Origin of the sequence: Mesorhizobium sp. B2-4-2, from assembly GCF_006442845.1 — a bacterium.
Classification (GTDB): domain Bacteria; phylum Pseudomonadota; class Alphaproteobacteria; order Rhizobiales; family Rhizobiaceae; genus Mesorhizobium.
On the sequence record NZ_VFVM01000011.1, the window covers coordinates 1 to 19,546 of the forward strand.

The window sequence follows — 19,546 nt, forward strand, 5'->3', positions numbered from 1 at the left end:
GGCGGCAAGGGTGGGGGCAAGGGTGGAAGCAAGGGGTCAAGTCGTGACGGTGCGATGGAGATCGAAACCGGGCTGATACCCAGTTCAGTCAACGCAACAAACCCTACGCAGGTAAGATCTTTCAAAATTTTCGAAGGCAAGGGATGTCGCCGCGACTACGCACGGTTTTGCCCGACGAAACCGATGGGTAAATGCGACCTTGAAAGCCAGATCGAACGGCTTTCACCTGCGTGCAGAGATTTCGTCGAGAAGCATCGGTGAAGTTGCGTGGCTATTATGCTAATGTAGCTATCTCTCATTCGATGCGTCAGTCTGACGATAGGTCCTCAGCTGACCGTCTGTCGAGCATGGCCGCGGGAAATAAACATCCCTGGCCGGAGCCGGTTGCGGGGCCTGTAGCTGGAGGGCCGTCGACGGGCCATGAGGAGAAAAAGGGCGAGAAACCGGGATCGCGACGCAAATCCTATGTCCGACAATCGGAACATTGCCGCTGCGATCGAGGCTTGCTACGACGCCGCGTTCGAGTTTAGGCAGTGGCCCGCAGCGCTTCAAATGCTGGCCCACTCCCTGGGAGCCACAAGTTGCGTTATCCGCACCTGCGATCCAACTCACCCGTTTCGTAGCGATCAGCGATCGCCGACCGCGCTCAGACCCGATTCGACCGAACATGCCGAATTCGCCGCCCTTTGGATCGAAAGAATCGAAGGTGCTCCCGATCCGCATGAACGTAGACCGCGCAAGAGGTTGGCAAAACTGACAGACAGCTTCGTTGTCGAGGATGAGATCACCACTCGTGATGAGCGCGAGGTTCTCCCTTATTACCAAGAAATCGCGCGTCCAGGCGACCGGGAATGGTGGGCTGCAATAGACTTCATGGTGAAGGATCGAAGGTGGATGCTCTCGATGTTTCGTGACGCTCATAAGGGGCCATTCTACCGGAATGAAGCCGAGGATTTCTTGGCGATCGTTCCGTCGATGGTTCGCATCATCAGTGCTGCGGAAAAGGTTTGGGAAACGGCAGTCGAACCGAACCTGGCCATTCTGGATCGGATGGGAAGCGCAGCGCTGTTGCTGAATTGCCGAGGCCGCGTCACCCGCTACAATAAACACGCGGAAGCTCTGCTTGGTACTGGCCTCGTTATCCACGGTGGTCGTCTCCGGGCGGCAGATCGGCCCAGTGATTCACGCTTGCAGAAATTGATCGCAGGCGTGGTCAGCCAATGCGGCGACTTGAGCGACGGGGAGCCCGTTTTGATTGCTCGCGAGGGTTCGCCATGGCTTCTTGCTGAAGCCATTCCGATGACCTCGTTCGTCCATGACCTCTTTAACGGCGGAGACGCGCTCCTCTATTTTACCGATCTTGTGGCCGAACCGGCGCTACCCAAGCAACTGATAAGGCACGCCTTTCAACTAACAGCAGCCGAAACGCGGCTGGCCTGCCGCCTTGCCGATGGCCGAGGTATCGGCGCGGCAAGCTCTGCCCTGGGAATTGGCCGTGAAACCGCCAGAACCCAGCTCCGTGCAATATTCTCGAAAACAAGCACCGGAAGTCAGGCGGAACTCGCGAAGCTCTTGTCCCGATACCAAGGGTCCTCCACGCATTGAAGTCGCGGTGTCACCCGTTCGGGTGAAGCCCTGACGGTCCAAGGGTTGCACTCTGCGCTGAATCGGGGCCGTGGCACTTCACAACAACAGGCGCCGGTCTCGATCCGATACGTCTCAAGCGGGGCGGGCGGTCAGACGATATTTGGTTTTTGCAACGGCGCGTGCCTGAACCTCTGGTGTCCGACTAGTGCCTTCGGGCCGAAGAGGTGAGCAGAAAACATCGCGTCCGCTATTACATTAGCAGTATGAAATATATTGCCAAACGGCGGCGCGAGGCGGATCATCAACGCCCGCACCTCCGATCGAGAATTGGAAAGACAGGGCTGATCGGAGCTTGCCGATCGTACCGAACGCCAGGAGGTTCAGATGAAACTGCGTGCTTGCCTGCCAAGTGCAGGATGGACAGCTATTGCCTTAATGAGTTTCGGCACAGGTGCTGCCATTGCTTACGCCGCGGACAGTCCGTTGCAGTCGCAGCTTGCGGCGCCAAGAGTATCGTTGCCGGGGGAACTCGACATCACACACTGCGTCGCTCTGGCCGCTGCCGGCCAATCACTGGCCCCGCAAGACTTGAAGGCCTACGAGGAGGCCCAGCCGCCATTGTGGGATGACCTGGGCTCCCTGAGCTATCCGATCAGCACAAAGAGCGCCGATGCCCAAAAATACTTTGACCAGGGGCTGCGGTTCGCCACCAACTTCAATCACGCGGAGGCGCGACGCGCCTTCCGCAAGGCACAAAGCCTCGATCCCGACTGTGCGATGTGCTTCCTCGGCGAGGCACTGGTCCTGGGCCCGAACATCAACGTGCCGATGGATCCCACCGCAAATGCACCAGCGATCACTGCTCTTCGAAAGGCGCAGGCGCTTTCATCCGGTGCCACCGAGAAGGAGCGGGGACTGATCGAGGCGGTCGCCACGCGGTATTCCGAAGATCCCAAGGCCGATCGAAACACCCTGAACGCCGCCTTCGCCGATGCAACTGCGGCGCTTTCCGACAAATATCCTGACGATCTCGAGCTCGCTGTGCTGGCCGCAGAGGCCGGCATGGACACGCAGCCTTGGGACTATTGGCAGCCGGGCGGCAAGGAACCCAAGGGCCGCACCGCCGACATCCAGAGGCGGCTGGAAGGCGTTCTCGCCAGGAAGCCCGACAATCCGATGGCGATTCACCTCTACATTCATCTTGTTGAGGCCTCGGATCGTCCGGAGCGCGCCGAGCCCTACGCGGACCGGCTAGCAGCGCTGATGCCGGGGGCCGGACACATCGTCCATATGCCGAGCCACATCTACTATCGCGTCGGCCGCTACACGGATTCGCTGAAGTCCAACGAAGCTGCCTCGAAAGTGGACGAGACCTATCTCGCCGAAACCGGCGCTACCGGTGTCTATCCGCTCGGCTACTATTCCCACAACGTGCACTTCGTATTGGTTTCGGCCCAGCTCCTCGGTGACTCGAAGACGGTGCTTGCAGAGGCTGAGAAGCTGGACAAGTTTCTGACTAACGAGGTGGCCACGGCAATACCGATCGTGCAGCCGGTGAAGGCAGCTCCGTATTTCGCCTGGGCGCAATATGCCGAACCCGATGCGATCCTGGCTAAGGCCGAGCCGGCCGGCGCGCCGCCTTACATCACATCGATGTGGCACTATGCGCGCGGCGTCGCCCTGGCCGAGAAGAAGGACGCCTCGGGCGCGCGAGTCGAGGCGGACGCCATCCACAAGATCGCTCAGGAAACCGACTGGTCGGTGCACGATGCCTGGGGAATCCCGGCATTGTCGGTCCTGCAAGTGGCCGAAGATGTCGTACGTGCCCGCGCTGCGCAGGCCGAGAATGACGTCGGCGGCTCGATAGCCTTCTGGAAGAAAGCGGTCGAAACGGAGGACACGATCCCCTACATGGAGCCTCCGTACTGGTATTATCCCGTGCGGCAGTCCCTCGGTGCCGCCCTCCTCAAGAACGGTCAGCCGGCGGACGCGGCGAAGGAGTTTGTGGCGGCGCTCCACCGCGCACGCAGCAGCGCCTGGGCACTGTTCGGGCTGCAGCAGGCGGCGGAAGCCCAAGGCGATACTGCCGCCGCAACGAAAGCCGCGGACGAACTTTCCAAAGCCTGGAAGGGCGATCCGGGCATGCTGACGCTGGAACGGCTCTGAACCTCATCCCGGACGGGACCGCTGCGGTCCGTCGACCGGGCTCCAACCAATCAACCAATTTCCGATTTGTCGGAACGTCTGCAAGCGCTTTTCTGACGTTGTTCGAACGGTAGAAATCCGCATGCAGGTTCCGTACAGATGACCGATGCGACCCCAGTGATCGGCTCTGGTTTCAGTCCGATTCAGGTCCGACAGTATCCGGCTTAAGCAGCAAAACGTGGTGATCCCGACAGGAATCGAACCTGTGACCTACAGATTAGGAATCTGCCGCTCTATCCTACTGAGCTACGGGACCACGCGGCCCGACACATAGCCGCTTCCGATCGTTTCGCCAAGGGGCGGGCCGAACACAATCGGCCGGCCCCTGCCGCCGCCAGGCCTCAGGCGGCGAGCGCGGTTTCGGCCAGCTTCACCCAGTAGCTCATGCCGTGCGGGATGGCTTCGTCGTTGAAGTCATAGGCCGGGTTGTGAAGGCCGGCGGTGTCGCCATTGCCAATGAAAATGAAGGCGCCGGGCCTGGCTTCAAGCATGTAGGAGAAGTCCTCGCCGCCCATCACCGGCTGGATGCCGCGGTGGACATGAGCGTCGCCGGCGACGTTTGCCGCGACGTCGCTGGCAAAAACCGTCTCTTCCGCATGGTTGAAGGTTACGGGGTAGTTCGCCTGGTAATCGACCTCGATCTTCGCGCCGAAGGCCGTGGCCAATCCGTCGCAGATGGCACGAATGCGCTCTTCCGACTTCTTGGCGATTTCCTTGCGCAAGGTGCGCACCGTGCCTGCGATCTCCGCCGATTCCGGGATGATGTTGTAGGCGTCGCCGGCATGGAATTTGGTCACCGACACCACCACGGCTTCGACCGGGTCGGTGCTGCGCGAGGCGATCGTCTGCAGGGCACCAACCAGCTGGCTGGTGATGACGATCGGATCGATCGTGCCGTGCGGCATCGCCGCATGGCCGCCGCGGCCCTTCACGGTGATGGTGAATTCCGCGGTCGCCGCCATGATCGGGCCCGGCCGGATGGCGAACTGGCCGACCGGCAGGCCCGGCATGTTGTGCATGCCGAACACTTTCGCGATGTCGAAACGCTCCATCATGCCGTCCTTGACCATCTCGTTGCCGCCACCGCCGCCTTCTTCGGCCGGCTGGAAGATGACCGCCACCGAACCGGCGAAATTGCGCGTCTCGGCGAGATATTTCGCCGCACCCAAAAGCATCGCCGTATGGCCGTCATGGCCGCAGGCATGCATCTTGCCGGGAACGGTCGAAGCATAGGGCTTGCCGGTGATCTCGTTGAGCGGCAGCGCGTCCATGTCGGCGCGCAGGCCGATGGTGGCGCCTTCGCCCTGGCGGCCGCGAATGATGCCCACGACGCCGGTCTTGCCCAGCCCCGTCACCACATCGTCGCAGCCGAAGGCTTTCAGCTTCTCGGTGACGAAGGCGGCTGTCTTGAAGACGTCGAAATTCAATTCCGGGGTCTGGTGCAGATGTCGTCGCCAGCCGGCAACCTCGTCCTGCATTTCGGCGGCACGGTTCAGGATTGGCATGATGGTTCCATCTCGCTGTTGGGGCAGGTCCGCTGCCTTGCAATTGTGATCGTCAGGCACTTTGCCATGTTGACGTCACATAGAGTAAATAGCACCGCAACAATGCGGTCCGTTTTTGAGGGCGGACTCATTTTGCTGGCGATCGCGTAAATCTTACGGAGCCAGGGGCGACTACGGCAAGAGGCGATTTCGGATTCGATCATGCGGCACAGGCATTTCCTCAAACTATTCTGCGCGGGCGCCGTGGCGTTCTCGGCGCTGGCCGGGCCGGTGCTGGCCAACCCGGTCGTGCTGTTCGACCTGAACAGCGGCAAGATCCTCCAGCATCAGGACGCGTTCAAGCGCTGGTACCCGGCATCGCTGAGCAAGCTGATGACGGCCTATGTGACCTTCCGGGCGATAGCGGCCGGCGAGGTCCGGCTCGATTCGCCGATCAAGGTAACGAAACATTCCGCCGCCGAGCCGCCGAGCAAGATGGGCTTCAAGCCAGGCTCGGTGATGCGGCTCGACAATGCGCTGAAGATGATGCTGGTCAAGTCGGCAAACGACATCGCCATGGCCGTCGGCGAGAATATCGGGGGATCGCAGGCAGCCTTTGCCGAGCGCATGAACGCCGAAGCGGTCCGGCTCGGCATGAACGGAACGCATTTCGTCAATCCGAACGGGCTTTATTCGCCGGACCAGTACACCACAGCGCGCGACCTGGCCGTGCTGGTGACGGCGATCCGCCGCGAGTTTCCGCAGTATGCGCCGTGGTTCTCGATCGAGGGGCTTGCTGTGGGCAAGAGGGCGATCCCCAACTACAACCTGTTGATCGGCCGCTATCCCGGGGCCGACGGCATGAAGACGGGCTTCGTCTGCCCCTCCGGCTTCAACATGATCGGTTCGGCGACCCGCAACGGCCGCACGCTGGTGGCGGTGGTGCTCGGCGAGAAGTCGGCGATCACCCGTGCCGAGGCCGCGGCCAAACTGCTCGACCAGGGTTTCGATACGCCTGCCGCCGGCTCAGCCACGATCGCCACGCTGGCGCCATACGGTGATACCATCTCGCCCAACGACGTGCGGGACGAGGTCTGCAAGAAGAAGGCGCCGGCGGAGCAGTCCGAGGCGCCGCCCGCCGTCGCCAAGAACGTGCCGAAATCGCCCTACCAGGAAAAGCTCGACCATGTGCCGACGCTGGTTGCCGTCGGGCTTGGCGGCGCGACCGGCCCGACCCCGCTGGCCATGCTCGCCCAGGGCAGCCAGGAATATGCCGACGTGCCTATTCCGACCTGGCGGCCGGACAGACCGGCGCCCGGCGCCGGCCCGACGGTGGCGGGCTCGGCTGCGCAGGGCGACCAACCCGTCAAGGTTGCGAACTAGGCAATGAGTGGTTTTCCCATCCCTGTTTCCGTGCTGACCGGTTTTCTCGGCGCCGGCAAGACGACGCTGCTCAACCGGCTCCTGAAGGACCCGGCGCTGGCCGACACGGCCGTCATCATCAACGAATATGGCGAAGTGGCGATCGATCACCTGCTGGTGGAACAGGCGTCCGACGGCATCATCCAGCTTTCGGACGGCTGCCTTTGCTGCACGGTACGCGGCGAACTGGTCGACACGCTGGCCGATCTGGTCGACCGGCTGCAGACCGGCCGCATCGCCCGCCTTGCCCGCGTCATCGTCGAGACCACCGGCCTTGCCGATCCGGCACCGGTGCTGCAATCGATCATGGCGCATCCGGCACTGGTCCAGGCTTTCCGGCTCGACGGCGTCATCACCTTGGTCGACGCGGTCAACGGCGATGCCACGCTCGACGCCCATGTCGAGGCGGTCAAGCAGGTCGCCGTCGCCGACCGCATCGTGCTCTCCAAAACCGACCTGGTCGCTGGTCCGGATGGACCGGAAGCGCTGCGGACGCGGCTGCGGCAGATCAATCCGGGCGCCGAACTGCTGGCTGTCGACGATGCGAAAACGAGCGTCGCAGCGCTGTTCGACTGCGGCCTCTATAACCCGGCGACCAAATCAGCCGATGTGCGGCGCTGGCTCGGCGAAGAAGCGATGCATAACCATGATCATCATGATCATGACGGGCATGACCACGGGCATGACCACGGGCACGGCCACGACCACGGGCACCGGCATGATCAGCGCATTCGCACCCACTCCCTGGTGCATGACGGCCCGGTGCCGTTCTCGGCCATCGAGATGTTCCTCGATCTTTTGCGCTCCACGCATGGCGAGCGCCTGCTGCGCATGAAGGGCGTCATCGAACTCGAGGAAGATCCGTCGCGGCCGCTGGTGGTGCATGGCGTGCAGAAAATCCTGCATCCGCCGGCTCGATTGCCGTCCTGGCCGGACGGCCAGCGCGGCACCCGGCTGGTGCTGATCACGCTCGACATGCCCGAAGACTATGTAAGGCGACTGTTTGCCGCCTTCACCAACCGGCCCTCGATCGACACGCCCGACCGCGCGGCGCTGGAGAACAATCCCCTGGCGATCGCGGGACGCTGACCTTTACGACAGCTATTCGCCGCGCTCGACCAGGAAGCGGTGACCGCCTGATATGGCGGATGTCTCTACGAGATGATGACCAGAGTCGGCGCAGAACGCCGGAATGTCGATAACGGCGAGCGGATCGGTCGTTTCCAGCCAGAGCCGGCTGCCGGGGCGCATCCCGGCCAGCCGCTTCTTCGCCTTCAGCACCGGCAAAGGGCAGTTCAGCCCCTTCAGATCGTAGACGGTGACGTCGGTCACGGCGAAAAATGTCAGCCGCCGAACATGCCGAGCAGCTTGTTCTTCAGCCTCGTCACGCGGCTCTCGTCGGCACTCGCGGCCTGCGTTTCGGCCGGCGGTGCGGGCTCGGCCGGCGCTTCGATCGTCGCGGTGGCGACAGGGGCTTCCTTGGCGGTCTTGGCCGCTTCCTTTTCGGCCAGCGCCTGCGCCTTGGCGGCTTCCTTTTCGGCCAGCGCTTGCGCCTTGGCCTGCTTGGCAGCTTCTATCGCGGCCAGCCGCTGCTCCTCGGCTTTTTGCTTCGCGGCCTTTTCGGCATCGAGCGCGGCCATCTTGCGGCCGGCGGGCGAATCGATGCGGCCCATGCGCGCCGTCTCGGTGACCGAGCCGTCCGAGTTGAGCGATGGCGGGTCGATCGGCACGCGCTCGCCGCGCGCACGGCGCTTGGACCAGTCGGAGACGATGCTGGCTTCCTTGATGCCGGCGATGGTGGGCTTGGGCGCCGGCGTGCTTGCCTTGAGGGCGCCGTTGAACGCAGCCTCATACGTGCTCTGATAAGCACTGTAGGCGCTTTTCAGCGAATCCGGCTGCGTGGACGCAGGGCAGGGGCCGGTCGGATTGAATGTGGTGCCTTCGGGAGCCACCTGGTTGAAGACGTAGCGCTTCTCGCAAACGTCGACTTTCGGCGGTACCTTGGTGATCTCGAAATTGTCGTAGCCGACCTTCAGCATCTTCCAGAATTCGTAATTCGGGTCGTTGCGGTAGCGCGCCATGTTGGCGGCGGTCATGCGGAACGGGAAGGCCTGGATCTGGAACTCGGTCTGGCCGCCCTGGAAGGCATCGCGGCCGAACGCATAGATCTGCTCGATCTGGGCATCGGTCATCGAATAGCAGCCCGAAGACGAGCAGGCGCCGTGCACCATCAGGTTGGAGCCGGTGCGGCCGTTGGCGCGGTCATAGGCGTTGGGATAGCCGATGTTGAAGGACAGATGATAGTTCGAGCGCGGGTTCATCTGCGCCGGACGCACGGTATAAAAACCTTCCGGCGCCTGGCGGTCGCCCTCGGTGTATTTCGGCCCCAGCTTGCCCGACCATTTGCAGATATCGTAGCTGGCGACCATGTCGTAGCGGCCGTTGGTCTTGGCCTTCCAGATTTCGAGCTTGCCCTCTTCCTTGAAGATGCGCGCCATCACCGAGGAGGTGCGCACCATGCCCTTGGCCCTCATGTCGGCCAGGATCTTGTCGGGCAGGGGCTTGTTGGCCTCCGGGGCAAAATCCTTCATCGACGAATCATTGCAGCCGGCGACGGCTATCGCGGTGATGAGAATTCCGGTGCGGGCAAGCTTGGCAAACATGGATAAGGCTACGTCTTCTCTTTCGGGCCAATGGCTTCGAAACGGCCGAGCCCGCATGCTGAACACAGACGGACCGTAAGCCCGTTAACCTTGAAAATTCCTTACCGCAAGCCTCGGCCACCCCTCACGGCAATTCCATTGAACCGAATCCGGCGGCATTTTTGTGGCGAAATTGCTCATCGCCGCCACATTGCCGTGGAGCGTTGCCGTGGAGGCGGCTTGCGGCGGCCCGGTTGAGCCGCCAAATCGTGGTCAGAGGCTGCGGCCCATTGCCAGATACTTCTCGCGGCGCTGCTCGCGAAAATCCATGTTGGCGCCGGCAAAATCCTTCATCGTCCTGGCGATGAGATCGCCCGTCGCGGCAATCACCGTTTCGGGTGCGCGCTGGGCGCCGCCGATCGGTTCGGGAATGATGGCGTCGATGATCTTCAGTTCCAGAAGGTCCTGGGCGGTGATCTTCATGTTGGTCGCCGCGTCCTTGGAGCGCGTCGTGTCGCGCCACAGGATGGAGGCCGCGCCCTCGGGCGAGATCACCGAATAGATGGCATGTTCCAGCATGTAGACGCGGTTGGCGGTGGCGATGGCAATGGCGCCGCCCGAACCGCCTTCACCGATGACAACCGAAATCGATGGCACCTTGAGCGCAAGGCAGGCCGAGGTCGAACGGGCAATGGCTTCGGCCTGGCCGCGCTCCTCGGCGCCGACGCCGGGATAGGCGCCGGCCGTGTCGACCAATGTCAGCAGCGGGATCTTGAAGCGGTCGGCAAGCTCCATCAGCCGCACGGCCTTGCGATAGCCTTCGGGGCGCACCGAGCCGAAATTGTGCTTCAGCCGGCTCGCCGTGTCGGAGCCCTTCTCCTGGCCGAGGATCGCTACCGGTTCGCCGCGGAACCGGGCAAAGCCGCCGACGATCGCCTGGTCCTCGCCGAAATTGCGGTCGCCGGCGAGCGGCGTGAAATCGCTGAACAGGCCCTTGATGTAGTCGACGCAGTGGGGCCTGTCGGAGTGGCGCGCCACCTGCACCTTCTGCCATGGGGTCAATGCCTTGTAGAGATCGCGCAGGGCATCGCGCGACCGCTTCTCGAGCCTGCTGATCTCGTCGGCGACATCGACCGCCTCGCCGTTCTCGGCAAGCTTCTTCAGTTCCAGGATCTTGAGTTCCAGATCCTGCACCGGCTTTTCGAAATCGAGGTAGTTGTACATGCTTGGGCGGACCGATACGTCGGAAGCAAAGACTGGCGGGACCCTGAAATCCGGGGCTCCGGGCGATGGAACGTCGCCCTCACATAGCGATATGAGGTCTAGTCGGCAAGCGGGTGATGATCGTTGACCAGCCGCACCAATCGCTCCTCCAGCACATGGGTATAGATCTGTGTCGTCGATATGTCGGCATGGCCGAGCAGTTGCTGCACGGCCCTGAGATCGGCCCCGTTCTGCAAGAGATGGCTGGCGAAAGCATGGCGAAGCACATGTGGCGAGACCTTGGCCGAGGCGATGCCGGCCCGGGCCGCCAGCCCCTTGAGGTCGCGAGCGAAGACCTGGCGCGAGAGGTAGCCGCTGTCCGACGCGGCAGGAAACAGGAACGGGCTGTCAGCGAAAGCGGGCACCTTGGCCCGGGCGGCGAGCCAGGCTCGCATCGCCGCGCGCGCCTTGGCCGACAGCGGCACTATGCGCTCCTTGTCGCCCTTGCCGCGCACCATGAAGAAGCGATCGTCGCGTTGCGCCACCGTCACCGGCAAGCCGACCAGTTCCGAAACGCGCAGGCCTGTCGCATAAAGCACTTCGACCAGCGCGTGCAGACGCAGCGCCGCCAGCCTGTCGCTCTCGCCAAGCCCGGCATCGCCGGCCTCCTGCGCGGCGCGGTCGATCAGCCGGCCGGTGTCGGCCTCGCTCATGGTCTTCGGCAGCGGACGGCCTTTTTTCGGGCTGTCCAGCGTGCCGGTCGGGTCGTCGCCGCGCAGACCCTCGGCGTAGAGGAATTTGAAGAACTGGCGGATCGCCGACAGTTTGCGTGCCTGCGATGTCGGGGCGAAGCCGCGTGCGGCGATGTCGTCGAGATAGGCGAGGATGTCCGCGGCGCCGGCGCCGGCAAGACCGCCAGGGATTTCCTGCGAAGCGTCATCGAGGTCGCGGCGATAGGAGGAAAGCGTGTTTTCGGCGGCACCCCGCTCGGCGCTCATCATCTCCAGAAAGGCTTCGATGCGGGCAGCGCTGTTCATTTCCTGAAGTTTTTCTTCGGGCTCAGTTTTTCTTTGGGTTCAGCTTTTCCGCAGGGATGCGCACGCTCATTTCCGCCTTTTTCGGCTCGACGAACATCACCAACGCGAACATCGTACCATAGGCGATGCCCGCCAGAATCGCTGTTATCACGACAAGGCGAAACAGTGTCGGCATCAATCTTCGCCCGTCTTCTTGTTCTGCGTTTCCAAACCCTGTGCCCTTATGGGACGCCAATCCGGCCAATTCAAGCGAGAAGCTGAAGCGCGCCGGCAACTTCCAATGCAGCCGGTTGCTCGCCCGCGGGAGGCCAGCCTGCCTCAGTGCGCTTGACGCAACCGGGCTTTTCATGTCGATACGCCGGCAAAGAGGGCTTCGAGGCTGATGAACGCGCTACCAGCAAATCCTCCGGGCGGGAGCTATGCCGCGCTGCTGGGCAGGCTTGGCGGCCGCTCCATCGTCTTTGTCGGCCTGATGGGCGCCGGCAAGACGGCGATCGGCCGCAAGGTCGCCACCGTGCTGGCGTTGCCTTTCATCGACAGCGACCAGGAGATCGAAAGCGTCTCGCGCATGACCGTTCCGGAATTGTTCGAGCGCTATGGCGAAACCGAGTTCCGGGCGCTGGAGCAGCGCGTCATCCTGCGTGTGCTGGAAAACGGCCCGCAGGTGCTGTCGACCGGCGGCGGCGCCTTCATGAACGCACAGACGCGCGAGGCGATAGCGGCGCATGGCGTGTCGGTATGGCTGAAGGCCGAACTCGATCTTTTGATGGACCGGGTCTCCAAGAAACAGAACCGGCCGCTGCTGAAGAGCCCCGATCCGCGTGGCGTGCTCGAGCGGCTGATGAGTGAACGCTATCCGGTCTATGCGACATCGGACGTCACCGTGCCGACCCGCGACGACCGCAAGGAAGTCATCGCGGCCGAGGTGGTGGAGGCGCTGTGCCGGCATTTCGATATAGCCCAGACCACTCCCGCGGGCGAGGTCGAACCATGAGCGCCGCTGCTGCCGTTGCCGTCGAGGTCGGACTTGGCGAGCGGGCTTACGACATCCTGATCGGGCCGGGGCTTTTGTCGCACGCCGGCGCCGAGATGTCGCGCCGCCTGCCGGGCCGACGCGCCGCGGTCGTGACCGACGAAAACGTCGCGGCGGCGCATCTCGATACGCTGAAGGCCGGCTTGCTCGAGAGCGGCATCGAGCCCGCCGTGATCACGCTGCCGCCCGGCGAGAAAACCAAGAGTTTCGCGCATCTCGAAGAGGTGGTGGACGGCGTCCTGGCCGCGAAGTTGGAACGCGGCGACGTCGTCATCGCCCTCGGCGGCGGCGTTATCGGCGACCTGGCCGGCTTTGCCGCCGGCATCGTGCGCCGCGGCATGAACTTCGTGCAGATCCCGACCTCGCTCCTGGCGCAGGTCGATTCCTCGGTCGGGGGCAAGACCGGCATCAACAGCGCGCGCGGCAAGAACCTGGTCGGCGTCTTCCATCAGCCGAAGCTGGTGCTGGCCGATACCGGAGTGCTCGATACGCTGCCGATCCGCGAATTTCGCGCCGGCTATGCCGAACTCGCCAAATACGGGCTGATCGACCGGCCCGAATTCTTCGCCTGGCTGGAGAAAAACTGGGCCAGCGTGTTCGCCGGCGGACCGGAGAGGGTGGAGGCCATCGCCGAGGCCTGCCGCGCCAAGGCGGATGTCGTTGCCCGCGACGAGTTCGAGACCGGCGACCGCGCGCTGCTCAATCTCGGCCACACTTTCGGCCATGCGCTGGAGGCCGCCACCCGATATGACGGCGCCCGCCTCGTCCATGGCGAGGGGGTCGCCATCGGCATGGCGCTGGCGCATCGCTTCTCGTCGCGGCTCAACCTGGCCAGTCCAGACGATGCGGCGCGCGTCGAGGCGCATCTCAACACGGTGGGACTGCCGTGGCGGATGGCTGACATTCCCGGCGAACTGCCCGACGCCGATGCACTGCTTGGCTTCATCACCCAGGACAAGAAAGTGTCGCGCGGCGCGCTGACCTTCATCCTGACGCGCGGCATCGGAGAGGCCTTCATCGCCAAGGACGTGCCGGCCTCGGAAGTGCTGTCGTTCCTCAGGGAGAACCACCCGAGCGCGACGGAAAGCCGTCCGGGCCGGCAAGGAAGCCGTCCGGACAGGCAAGGAAGCCGTCCGAAATGAACGGGGCCGGCTGGATCGTCGTCGCTTTCCTTGCCGTCCTCATCCTGTTGGCCGTCGCCATGCGCACGCGCCTGCTTGCCGCTTTCGGCTATGAACTGTCGCGCATCGAGCCGCAGCGTTCGAGCGGGGACGAGCTGCGCGGCGCCGTCGACGATTTCCGCCGTGACGGCCAGGTGGTGCGCGAGGAGCGCGATCGCATCGGCGGGTTGTTCGACCTCGAGGAGCTCGAAGTCTCCGACGTCATGGTCCACCGCACCAATATGCGCTCGGTCAACGCCGACAATGCACCGGAAGCCGTGGTGCGCGAGATCCTGCAGAGCCCGCACACCCGCATGCCTTTGTGGAAGGGGTCGCTCGACAACATTGTCGGCGTGCTGCACGCCAAGGACCTGCTGCGCGCCCTCAACGATGTCGGCAACGACTTCTCCAGGATCGATGTGATGAAGATCGCGTCAAAGCCCTGGTTCGTGCCCGATACGACGACATTGCAGGAACAGCTCAACGCCTTCCTGCGCCGCAAGGCGCATTTCGCCGTCGTCGTCGACGAGTATGGCGAGGTCGAAGGGCTGGTCACGCTGGAGGACATCATCGAGGAGATTGTCGGCGAGATCGCCGACGAGCACGATGTCGACATACAGGGCGTCAAGCAGGAGGCGGACGGTTCCGTCGTCGTCGACGGAACCGTGCCGATCCGCGACCTGAACCGGGCGCTCGACTGGGACCTGCCGGACGAGGAGGCAACCACCATCGCCGGCCTAGTCATCCATGAGACGCAGTCGATCCCCGAGGAGAAGCAGGCCTTCACCTTCCACGGCAAGCGTTTCATCGTCATGAAACGCGACAAGAACCGCGTCGCCAGGCTCAGGATCAGGCCGGCAGGCGACAGCTGAACGGTCCATCGTGTCGCAGACACGCACAACCGCGTCATCCCTGATGCTCAACAGTCCTTGGTCGAGCGTTCGCCGACCATTGCGTCGGTGTCGGCGTCGACGGCCGCCAGGCTGACTTCATAGCCCCAGAGATGCCGGATGTGGCGAAGGGTCGCGTCGCGGCTGTCATTCTCCAGCACGACCCCATTCTTCACCTTGTGCTGTAGCCGCAAATGCCGGTCGCCGAGCAGGTCCACGTCCACAACCTGGATGTCGGGCCGGCTCGCGCCCACATCATAGCTGTGGGCCAGCGCGGCGCGTATGTTGTTGTAGCCGCGCTCGTTGTGGATCGATGCGACTTCGTAGTGCGGTTGGTCGGCTCCATCGGCCAGGACGAAGAGCCGCCATTTTCGTATCAAGGTCGGGCTGAGATACTGGCGAATGAAGGATTCGTCGCGGTGGTTGGCCCAGGCGTCGAGCAGCGTCTCAAGCCAGTCGCCACGGCCGGCTATGTCCGGGAACCAGTCGCGATCTTCGGCTGTCGGCTCGGTCGAGATGCGCTGAATGTCCTGCATCATGTCAAGCCCGAGCGCGTAGGGGTTGATGCCGGAAAACCGCTGGTCGTCGAAGGATGGCTGGAAGATCACGTTCGAGTGGTTGCGCAGGATTTCGAGCATCGCGCCTTCGGTGATCCGGCCACGGTCGAACAGCATGTTCATGAGCGTGTAGTGCACGAAAGTGGCGCAGCCTTCGTTCATCACCTGGGTTTGCCGCTGCGGGTAAAAATACTGCGCAATGACGCGGACGATCCTGAGGATCTCGCGCTGCCAGGGTTCGAGGACAAGGCTGTTCTTCTCAAGGAAATAGAGCAGGTTTTCCTCGGGCAGATTGAGCGATTTCTTCCGCTCCGACACGCCTTCATCGCCCGCTTCGGAGTTGTCGGCGTCCTGCGCGGGCGGCAGGGTGCGCCATAAGTCATTGTAGGAACGCTCCTCGTATTCGAGGCGCTCGCGAAGTCCCTCGCGCTGCTGCTCCGACGACAGTTTCGGCGGCCGGTGATACCGGAACACGCCTTGCTCCATCAGCGCGTGTGCGGAATCGAGAATGGCTTCCACGGCAGCCAGGCCGTGCCGCTCCTCGCACCGGGCGATGTAGCCCTTGGCAAAGTCCAGATAGCTCAGGATTCCTCCGGCATCCGTCCATTGGCGGAAAAGGTAATTGTTCTTGAAGAAGTGATTGTGTCCAAGTGCTGCATGGGCGGTCACCAAGGCCTGCAGCGCCATGGTGTTTTCCTCCATCAGGTAGACGATGCAGGGATTGGAATTGATGACCAATTCATAGGCCAGCCCGCGACCGCCTTTGCGATAGAGAAGCTCGTTGTAGAGGAAATGCTTGCCGAACGACCAATGCCGGTACATCAGCGGCATGCCGACCGACGAGTAGGCGTCGAGCATCTGCTCGGAAGAGATGACCTCCATCTGCACCGGATAGGTGTCGAGATGAAGCTGGTCGACCGCAATCGCCTCGATCTCCTCATAGACCCGCGACAGCTTTTTGAAATCCCAGTCGGATCCGGAGAAAAGCAACCCCGATTTGTTGGCCTGGCCAGCCATCCGGCACCCCTTACGCGCTCTTGGCCATAGCCGGCTGCCTGGCGAAAAGCTGGCGAAATACCGGGTAGATATCGGCCGGAGCGGCGATGCGCCTCATCTGGAAGTTCGGCCATTTTTGCTCGACGGCGCTATAGGCGCGCCAGAGCGAGGTGCCATTTTCGGTCGAGCCGAAAATATGACTTTCGCGTTCGTCGATGATCTCCACATAGGCGAAATACTGGCACAGGCGCATGAGCTTGCCATGGAGCAGTTCTATGCAGCGCTGCGAGTCGGTGGCGAAATTGTCACCATCCGAAGCCTGGGCGGCATAGATGTTCCACTCCGTGGCCGGATAGCGTTGTTCTATGATGCGTTGCATTTCCTCCAGCGCGGTGGAAACAACCGTGCCTCCGCTTTGCGTGCAGTAGAAGAATGTCTCTTCGTCCACCTCCTGGGCCTCGTGCGTGTGGCGGATGAAGACGATCTCCGTGCGCTCATAGCGTCGGGTCAGGAACAGGTGCAGCAGAACGAAGAAGCGCTTGGCCAAATCCTTCTCGCGCTCGCCCATCGACCCGGAGACGTCCATCAGGCAGAACATGACGGCGCTGGCATTCGGCACCGGCTGCGGGTCGAAGCGATTGAAGCGGATGTCGACGGGATCGACAAAGGCAATACGCTTTCGGCGGCGCTCCAGCCGCTCGAGTTCCTCCCGCAAAGTCAAGATGCGTTCGCGGGTCGCGGCGTTTGGCGGCTTCGATTCCAGTTTGGCGAGCTGCTGGAGGATCGCATCCAGCTCCGGCTGCTTTGGGCGCCCAAGCGCGATACGGCGGGCGTGGCTGTTTCGCATCGTGCGCCCGACATTAATGTTGGTCGGTGATCCTGTTGCCGCGAAACCTGCCCGCCTTGGCTTGAATGCGAGTATCTGCTTGAGATTGAGCTTGACCAGATCCGGCAGTTCGAGATCCTCGAAAAAGAGGTCGAGAACTTCCTCGCGCGAAAGCACGAAGCGAAAGTCGTCCTCGGATGCCGTGTTTCCCGGCGACGAGGAACCTGCGCCGCCCTGCCCGGGTTTGGGCACCAGGTCACCGGGAATGAACGTCCTGTTTCCTGGCAGGATGTGCTGGCGCTGGCCACTGTCCCTGGCATCGCTGAAGGTCGGTTCGCTGGTGCCTCTGTGAGGCATCGGCACGGCATGCCCGCTGTCCACATCGGCGATCCGGCCCGTCCTTATCTGGTCACGGATGCTCCGCTTGAGTTCTTCCCGCGCGCGCCTGAGAAAGCGCTGGCGATTGCCCAGGTTCTTGTCCTTCGGATTGAGGCGGCGGTCGATGAAGATCGGCATGGAACCATCCGGGCTTTTCTCAGCCCGCCTTGTTCACGCGCATGTACCAGTCGACCAGCCGCCGTACCTGCCGCTCGGTGTAGCCGCGTTGCACCATGCGCTGCACGAATTCATTGTGCCGCTTTTCCGTGACGCTGTCCTGCTTGGAGCCGAAACTGATCACCGGCAGAAGATCTTCGACCTGGCCGAACATGCGCTTCTCGATGACCTCGCGCAGCTTTTCGTAGCTTGTCCATGACGGGTTGCGGCCGTGGTTGCGTGCCCGGGCACGCAGCGTGAACTTGACCACTTCGTTGCGGAAATCCTTGGGGTTGGCGATGCCGGCCGGTTTTTCGACCTGCGACAACTCCTTGTCCAATATCTCGCGATTGAGGATCTGGCCCGTATCGGGATCCTTGTAGTCCTGATCTTCGATCCAGGCATCGGCATAGGCGATGTAGCGGTCGAATAGGTTCTGGCCATACTCGCTGTATGATTCCAGATAGGCCTTCTGGATCTCGTGGCCGATGAACTCGGCATAGCGCGTCGCCAGTTCCGACTTGATGAATTCGAGATAGCTCGCTTCCGTCTCCTTTGGGAACTGCTCGCGCTTGATCGCCTCTTCCAGGATGTACATCAGGTGCACGGGATCCGCCGCGACCTCGTTGGTGTCGTAGTTGAATGTCTGCGACAGGATCTTGAAGGCGAAGCGCGTGCTTACGCCGGTCATGCCCTCGTCGACGCCGGCGGCGTCGCGATATTCCTGAACCGACTTGGCCCGGGGGTCGACCTCCTTGAGGTTTTCGCCGTCATAGGCGCGCATCTTGGTGTAGAGCGGCGAATTGTCGTGCTCGGCAAGACGGGTCGAGACCGTGAACCGGCTGAGAATATCCAGCACTTCAGGTGCGCAGGGGCTGCCGGCCAGCTCGCTCTCGCGCAACAGTTTCTCGTAAATATGCCTCTCCTCGGTGATCCGAAGGCAATACGGCACCTTGACCACGAGGATGCGGTCGAGAAAGGCCTCGTTGTTCTTGTTGTTCTTGAACTGTTGCCATTCCGATTCGTTGGAATGGGCAACGATGATGCCCTGATAGGGGAATGCGCCGAAATTCTCGGTGCCGTTGTAGCTGCCTTCCTGGGTCGCCGTCAGCAGCGGATGCAGGACCTTGATGGGCGCCTTGAACATCTCGACGAATTCGAGCAGGCCTTGCGTGGTCCGGTTCAGCCCGCCGCTGTAGGAATAAGCGTCCGGATCGGACTGGCTGAAATCCTCCAATTGCCTGATGTCGACCTTGCCAACCAGAGCCGAGACATCCTGATTGTTCTCGTCGCCAGGCTCAGTCTTGGCTATAGCGATCTGGCGCAGCCGCGAGGGCATCAACTTCACCACGCTGAATTTGGAAATGTCGCCAGACAATTCATCAAGCCGCTTGGCCGCCCAGGGCGAGATAATGCCGTTGAGGCGACGCCGGGCTATGCCGTATTTGTCCTCCAGCAGGTCGCCCATGCGATCGGGATGGAACAGGCCGAGCGGCGATTCGAAAATCGGACTGATCTGATTGCCGGCCTTAAGCGTGTAGATCGGGCGTTCCTCCATCAGTTTCTTCAGCCGTTCGGCCAGGGAGGACTTGCCGCCGCCGACAGGCCCGAGGAGATAGAGGATCTGCTTGCGCTCCTCGAGCCCTTGGGACGCATAGCGGAAATAGCCGGCGATGCGCTCGATCGTATCCTCCATTCCGTAGAAATCGGAGAAGGTGGGATACACCTTGACCGTGCGGTTGGAGAAAATGCGGCCGAGCCGCTCGTCCTTGCTGGTGTCGACCAGGTTCGGCTCGCCGATTGCCTCGACCATCCGTTCCGGCGCCGAGGCATACATTGACTTGTCTTCCCGGCAGGCAAGGAGATACTGCTGGAGGCTTATTTCCTCCTGGCCCGCGTTTGCATAAATCTCCGAAAACAGATCGAAGACGTCGGACTGGTTCTCACCCATGATGGTTGCCCTCAGAGCC

At 62.4% G+C, this 19,546-nt stretch carries 17 protein-coding genes and 1 tRNA gene; 8 read left to right on the top strand and 10 right to left on the bottom strand.

What is annotated here, in order from left to right; genetic code table 11:
- From FJ942_RS28700 to FJ942_RS22355, 3 genes are all read left to right on the top strand, one after another.
- A partial coding sequence (locus FJ942_RS28700; protein WP_210243347.1) for a hypothetical protein occupies positions 1–261 on the top strand: 261 nt, incomplete at its 5' end.
- Positions 262–465: 204 nt separating this feature from the next.
- Positions 466–1,605, top strand: a complete 1,140-nt coding sequence (locus FJ942_RS22350; protein WP_140625667.1) for a helix-turn-helix transcriptional regulator — start codon at positions 466–468, stop codon at positions 1,603–1,605.
- Positions 1,606–1,971: 366 nt separating this feature from the next.
- Positions 1,972–3,753 (top strand): hypothetical protein, encoded by a 1,782-nt coding sequence (locus tag FJ942_RS22355; RefSeq protein ID WP_140525778.1) that lies wholly within the window; start codon positions 1,972–1,974, stop codon positions 3,751–3,753.
- A gap of 218 nt (positions 3,754–3,971) precedes the next feature.
- Here the strand turns inward: FJ942_RS22355 and FJ942_RS22360 are convergent.
- Together FJ942_RS22360 and FJ942_RS22365 are read right to left on the bottom strand one after the other, a co-directional pair.
- Positions 3,972–4,048 (bottom strand) — tRNA-Arg (locus FJ942_RS22360).
- Positions 4,049–4,133: 85 nt separating this feature from the next.
- The gene (locus FJ942_RS22365; RefSeq protein ID WP_140513917.1) at positions 4,134–5,297 is read right to left on the bottom strand and encodes a M20 aminoacylase family protein; all 1,164 of its coding nucleotides are present in this window, start codon (positions 5,295–5,297) and stop codon (positions 4,134–4,136) included.
- 201 nt (positions 5,298–5,498) lie between these two features.
- Between FJ942_RS22365 and FJ942_RS22370 the strand changes: the two genes are divergently transcribed.
- Together FJ942_RS22370 and FJ942_RS22375 are read left to right on the top strand one after the other, a co-directional pair.
- Positions 5,499–6,659, top strand: coding sequence for a D-alanyl-D-alanine carboxypeptidase family protein (locus tag FJ942_RS22370; RefSeq protein WP_140513916.1), 1,161 nt, complete (start codon positions 5,499–5,501; stop codon positions 6,657–6,659).
- Between the two features lie 3 nt (positions 6,660–6,662).
- Positions 6,663–7,787 carry a GTP-binding protein gene (locus FJ942_RS22375; RefSeq protein ID WP_140676387.1) on the top strand — a complete coding sequence of 375 codons (1,125 nt, stop codon included), beginning with the start codon at positions 6,663–6,665 and terminating at the stop codon, positions 7,785–7,787.
- 12 nt (positions 7,788–7,799) lie between these two features.
- Here FJ942_RS22375 and FJ942_RS22380 read toward each other — a convergent pair whose 3' ends face one another.
- The 5 genes from FJ942_RS22380 to FJ942_RS22400 all read right to left on the bottom strand — a co-directional run bounded on the left by FJ942_RS22380 (position 7,800) and on the right by FJ942_RS22400 (position 11,755).
- Positions 7,800–8,030 carry a sulfurtransferase TusA family protein gene (locus FJ942_RS22380; protein WP_181168327.1) on the bottom strand — a complete coding sequence of 77 codons (231 nt, stop codon included), beginning with the start codon at positions 8,028–8,030 and terminating at the stop codon, positions 7,800–7,802.
- Positions 8,031–8,041: 11 nt separating this feature from the next.
- Entirely contained in the window at positions 8,042–9,361 is a 1,320-nt protein-coding gene (locus FJ942_RS22385; RefSeq protein WP_140500750.1) for a murein L,D-transpeptidase family protein, read from the bottom strand.
- Between the two features lie 252 nt (positions 9,362–9,613).
- On the bottom strand, positions 9,614–10,564 hold the full coding sequence (locus FJ942_RS22390) for an acetyl-CoA carboxylase carboxyltransferase subunit alpha (RefSeq protein WP_140500751.1): 951 nt from the start codon (positions 10,562–10,564) through the stop codon (positions 9,614–9,616).
- 98 nt (positions 10,565–10,662) lie between these two features.
- Positions 10,663–11,580: a site-specific tyrosine recombinase XerD gene (locus FJ942_RS22395; RefSeq protein WP_140898979.1), complete on the bottom strand. Its 918-nt coding sequence runs from the start codon at positions 11,578–11,580 to the stop codon at positions 10,663–10,665.
- Positions 11,581–11,602: 22 nt separating this feature from the next.
- Complete coding sequence (locus tag FJ942_RS22400; protein WP_140513945.1) at positions 11,603–11,755, bottom strand: histidine kinase; 153 nt, start codon at positions 11,753–11,755, stop codon at positions 11,603–11,605.
- 207 nt (positions 11,756–11,962) lie between these two features.
- Here FJ942_RS22400 and FJ942_RS22405 point away from each other — a divergent pair, with 207 nt between their 5' ends.
- Genes FJ942_RS22405 through FJ942_RS22415 form a run of 3 tightly spaced genes read left to right on the top strand, consistent with a single transcriptional unit; the run spans position 11,963 to position 14,645 of the window.
- Positions 11,963–12,574 carry a shikimate kinase gene (locus tag FJ942_RS22405; RefSeq protein ID WP_140898981.1) on the top strand — a complete coding sequence of 204 codons (612 nt, stop codon included), beginning with the start codon at positions 11,963–11,965 and terminating at the stop codon, positions 12,572–12,574.
- On the top strand, positions 12,571–13,755 hold the full coding sequence (gene aroB, locus FJ942_RS22410) for a 3-dehydroquinate synthase (RefSeq protein ID WP_140898983.1): 1,185 nt from the start codon (positions 12,571–12,573) through the stop codon (positions 13,753–13,755). The genes FJ942_RS22405 and aroB overlap by 4 nt, the downstream gene beginning before the upstream one ends.
- Positions 13,752–14,645 (top strand): HlyC/CorC family transporter, encoded by an 894-nt coding sequence (locus tag FJ942_RS22415; protein WP_140500755.1) that lies wholly within the window; start codon positions 13,752–13,754, stop codon positions 14,643–14,645. The genes aroB and FJ942_RS22415 overlap by 4 nt, the downstream gene beginning before the upstream one ends.
- A gap of 47 nt (positions 14,646–14,692) precedes the next feature.
- On the opposite strand, the gene FJ942_RS22420 is transcribed toward FJ942_RS22415, so the two are convergent.
- From FJ942_RS22420 to FJ942_RS22430, 3 genes are read right to left on the bottom strand one after another with little or no spacing between them, the layout of a single operon-like run.
- Positions 14,693–16,237, bottom strand: a complete 1,545-nt coding sequence (locus tag FJ942_RS22420; protein WP_140500756.1) for a SpoVR family protein — start codon at positions 16,235–16,237, stop codon at positions 14,693–14,695.
- 10 nt (positions 16,238–16,247) lie between these two features.
- Positions 16,248–17,558, bottom strand: a complete 1,311-nt coding sequence (locus FJ942_RS22425; protein ID WP_140500757.1) for a YeaH/YhbH family protein — start codon at positions 17,556–17,558, stop codon at positions 16,248–16,250.
- 19 nt (positions 17,559–17,577) lie between these two features.
- Positions 17,578–19,527 carry a PrkA family serine protein kinase gene (locus FJ942_RS22430; protein ID WP_140500854.1) on the bottom strand — a complete coding sequence of 650 codons (1,950 nt, stop codon included), beginning with the start codon at positions 19,525–19,527 and terminating at the stop codon, positions 17,578–17,580.
- Positions 19,528–19,546 lie beyond the last annotated feature (19 nt).

Coding starts and splice junctions, on each gene's coding strand:
- FJ942_RS22370 (WP_140513916.1), top strand. CDS start 5,499: ATGCGGCACAGGCATTTCCTCAAACTATTCTGCGCGGGCGCCGTGGCG.
- FJ942_RS22350 (WP_140625667.1), top strand. CDS start 466: ATGTCCGACAATCGGAACATTGCCGCTGCGATCGAGGCTTGCTACGAC.
- FJ942_RS22390 (WP_140500751.1), bottom strand. CDS start 10,564: ATGTACAACTACCTCGATTTCGAAAAGCCGGTGCAGGATCTGGAACTC.
- FJ942_RS22425 (WP_140500757.1), bottom strand. CDS start 17,558: ATGCCGATCTTCATCGACCGCCGCCTCAATCCGAAGGACAAGAACCTG.
- FJ942_RS22385 (WP_140500750.1), bottom strand. CDS start 9,361: ATGTTTGCCAAGCTTGCCCGCACCGGAATTCTCATCACCGCGATAGCC.
- FJ942_RS22395 (WP_140898979.1), bottom strand. CDS start 11,580: ATGAACAGCGCTGCCCGCATCGAAGCCTTTCTGGAGATGATGAGCGCC.
- FJ942_RS22365 (WP_140513917.1), bottom strand. CDS start 5,297: ATGCCAATCCTGAACCGTGCCGCCGAAATGCAGGACGAGGTTGCCGGC.
- FJ942_RS22415 (WP_140500755.1), top strand. CDS start 13,752: ATGAACGGGGCCGGCTGGATCGTCGTCGCTTTCCTTGCCGTCCTCATC.
- FJ942_RS22430 (WP_140500854.1), bottom strand. CDS start 19,527: ATGGGTGAGAACCAGTCCGACGTCTTCGATCTGTTTTCGGAGATTTAT.
- FJ942_RS22420 (WP_140500756.1), bottom strand. CDS start 16,237: ATGGCTGGCCAGGCCAACAAATCGGGGTTGCTTTTCTCCGGATCCGAC.
- FJ942_RS22400 (WP_140513945.1), bottom strand. CDS start 11,755: ATGCCGACACTGTTTCGCCTTGTCGTGATAACAGCGATTCTGGCGGGC.
- FJ942_RS22355 (WP_140525778.1), top strand. CDS start 1,972: ATGAAACTGCGTGCTTGCCTGCCAAGTGCAGGATGGACAGCTATTGCC.
- FJ942_RS22405 (WP_140898981.1), top strand. CDS start 11,963: ATGAACGCGCTACCAGCAAATCCTCCGGGCGGGAGCTATGCCGCGCTG.
- FJ942_RS22375 (WP_140676387.1), top strand. CDS start 6,663: ATGAGTGGTTTTCCCATCCCTGTTTCCGTGCTGACCGGTTTTCTCGGC.
- aroB (WP_140898983.1), top strand. CDS start 12,571: ATGAGCGCCGCTGCTGCCGTTGCCGTCGAGGTCGGACTTGGCGAGCGG.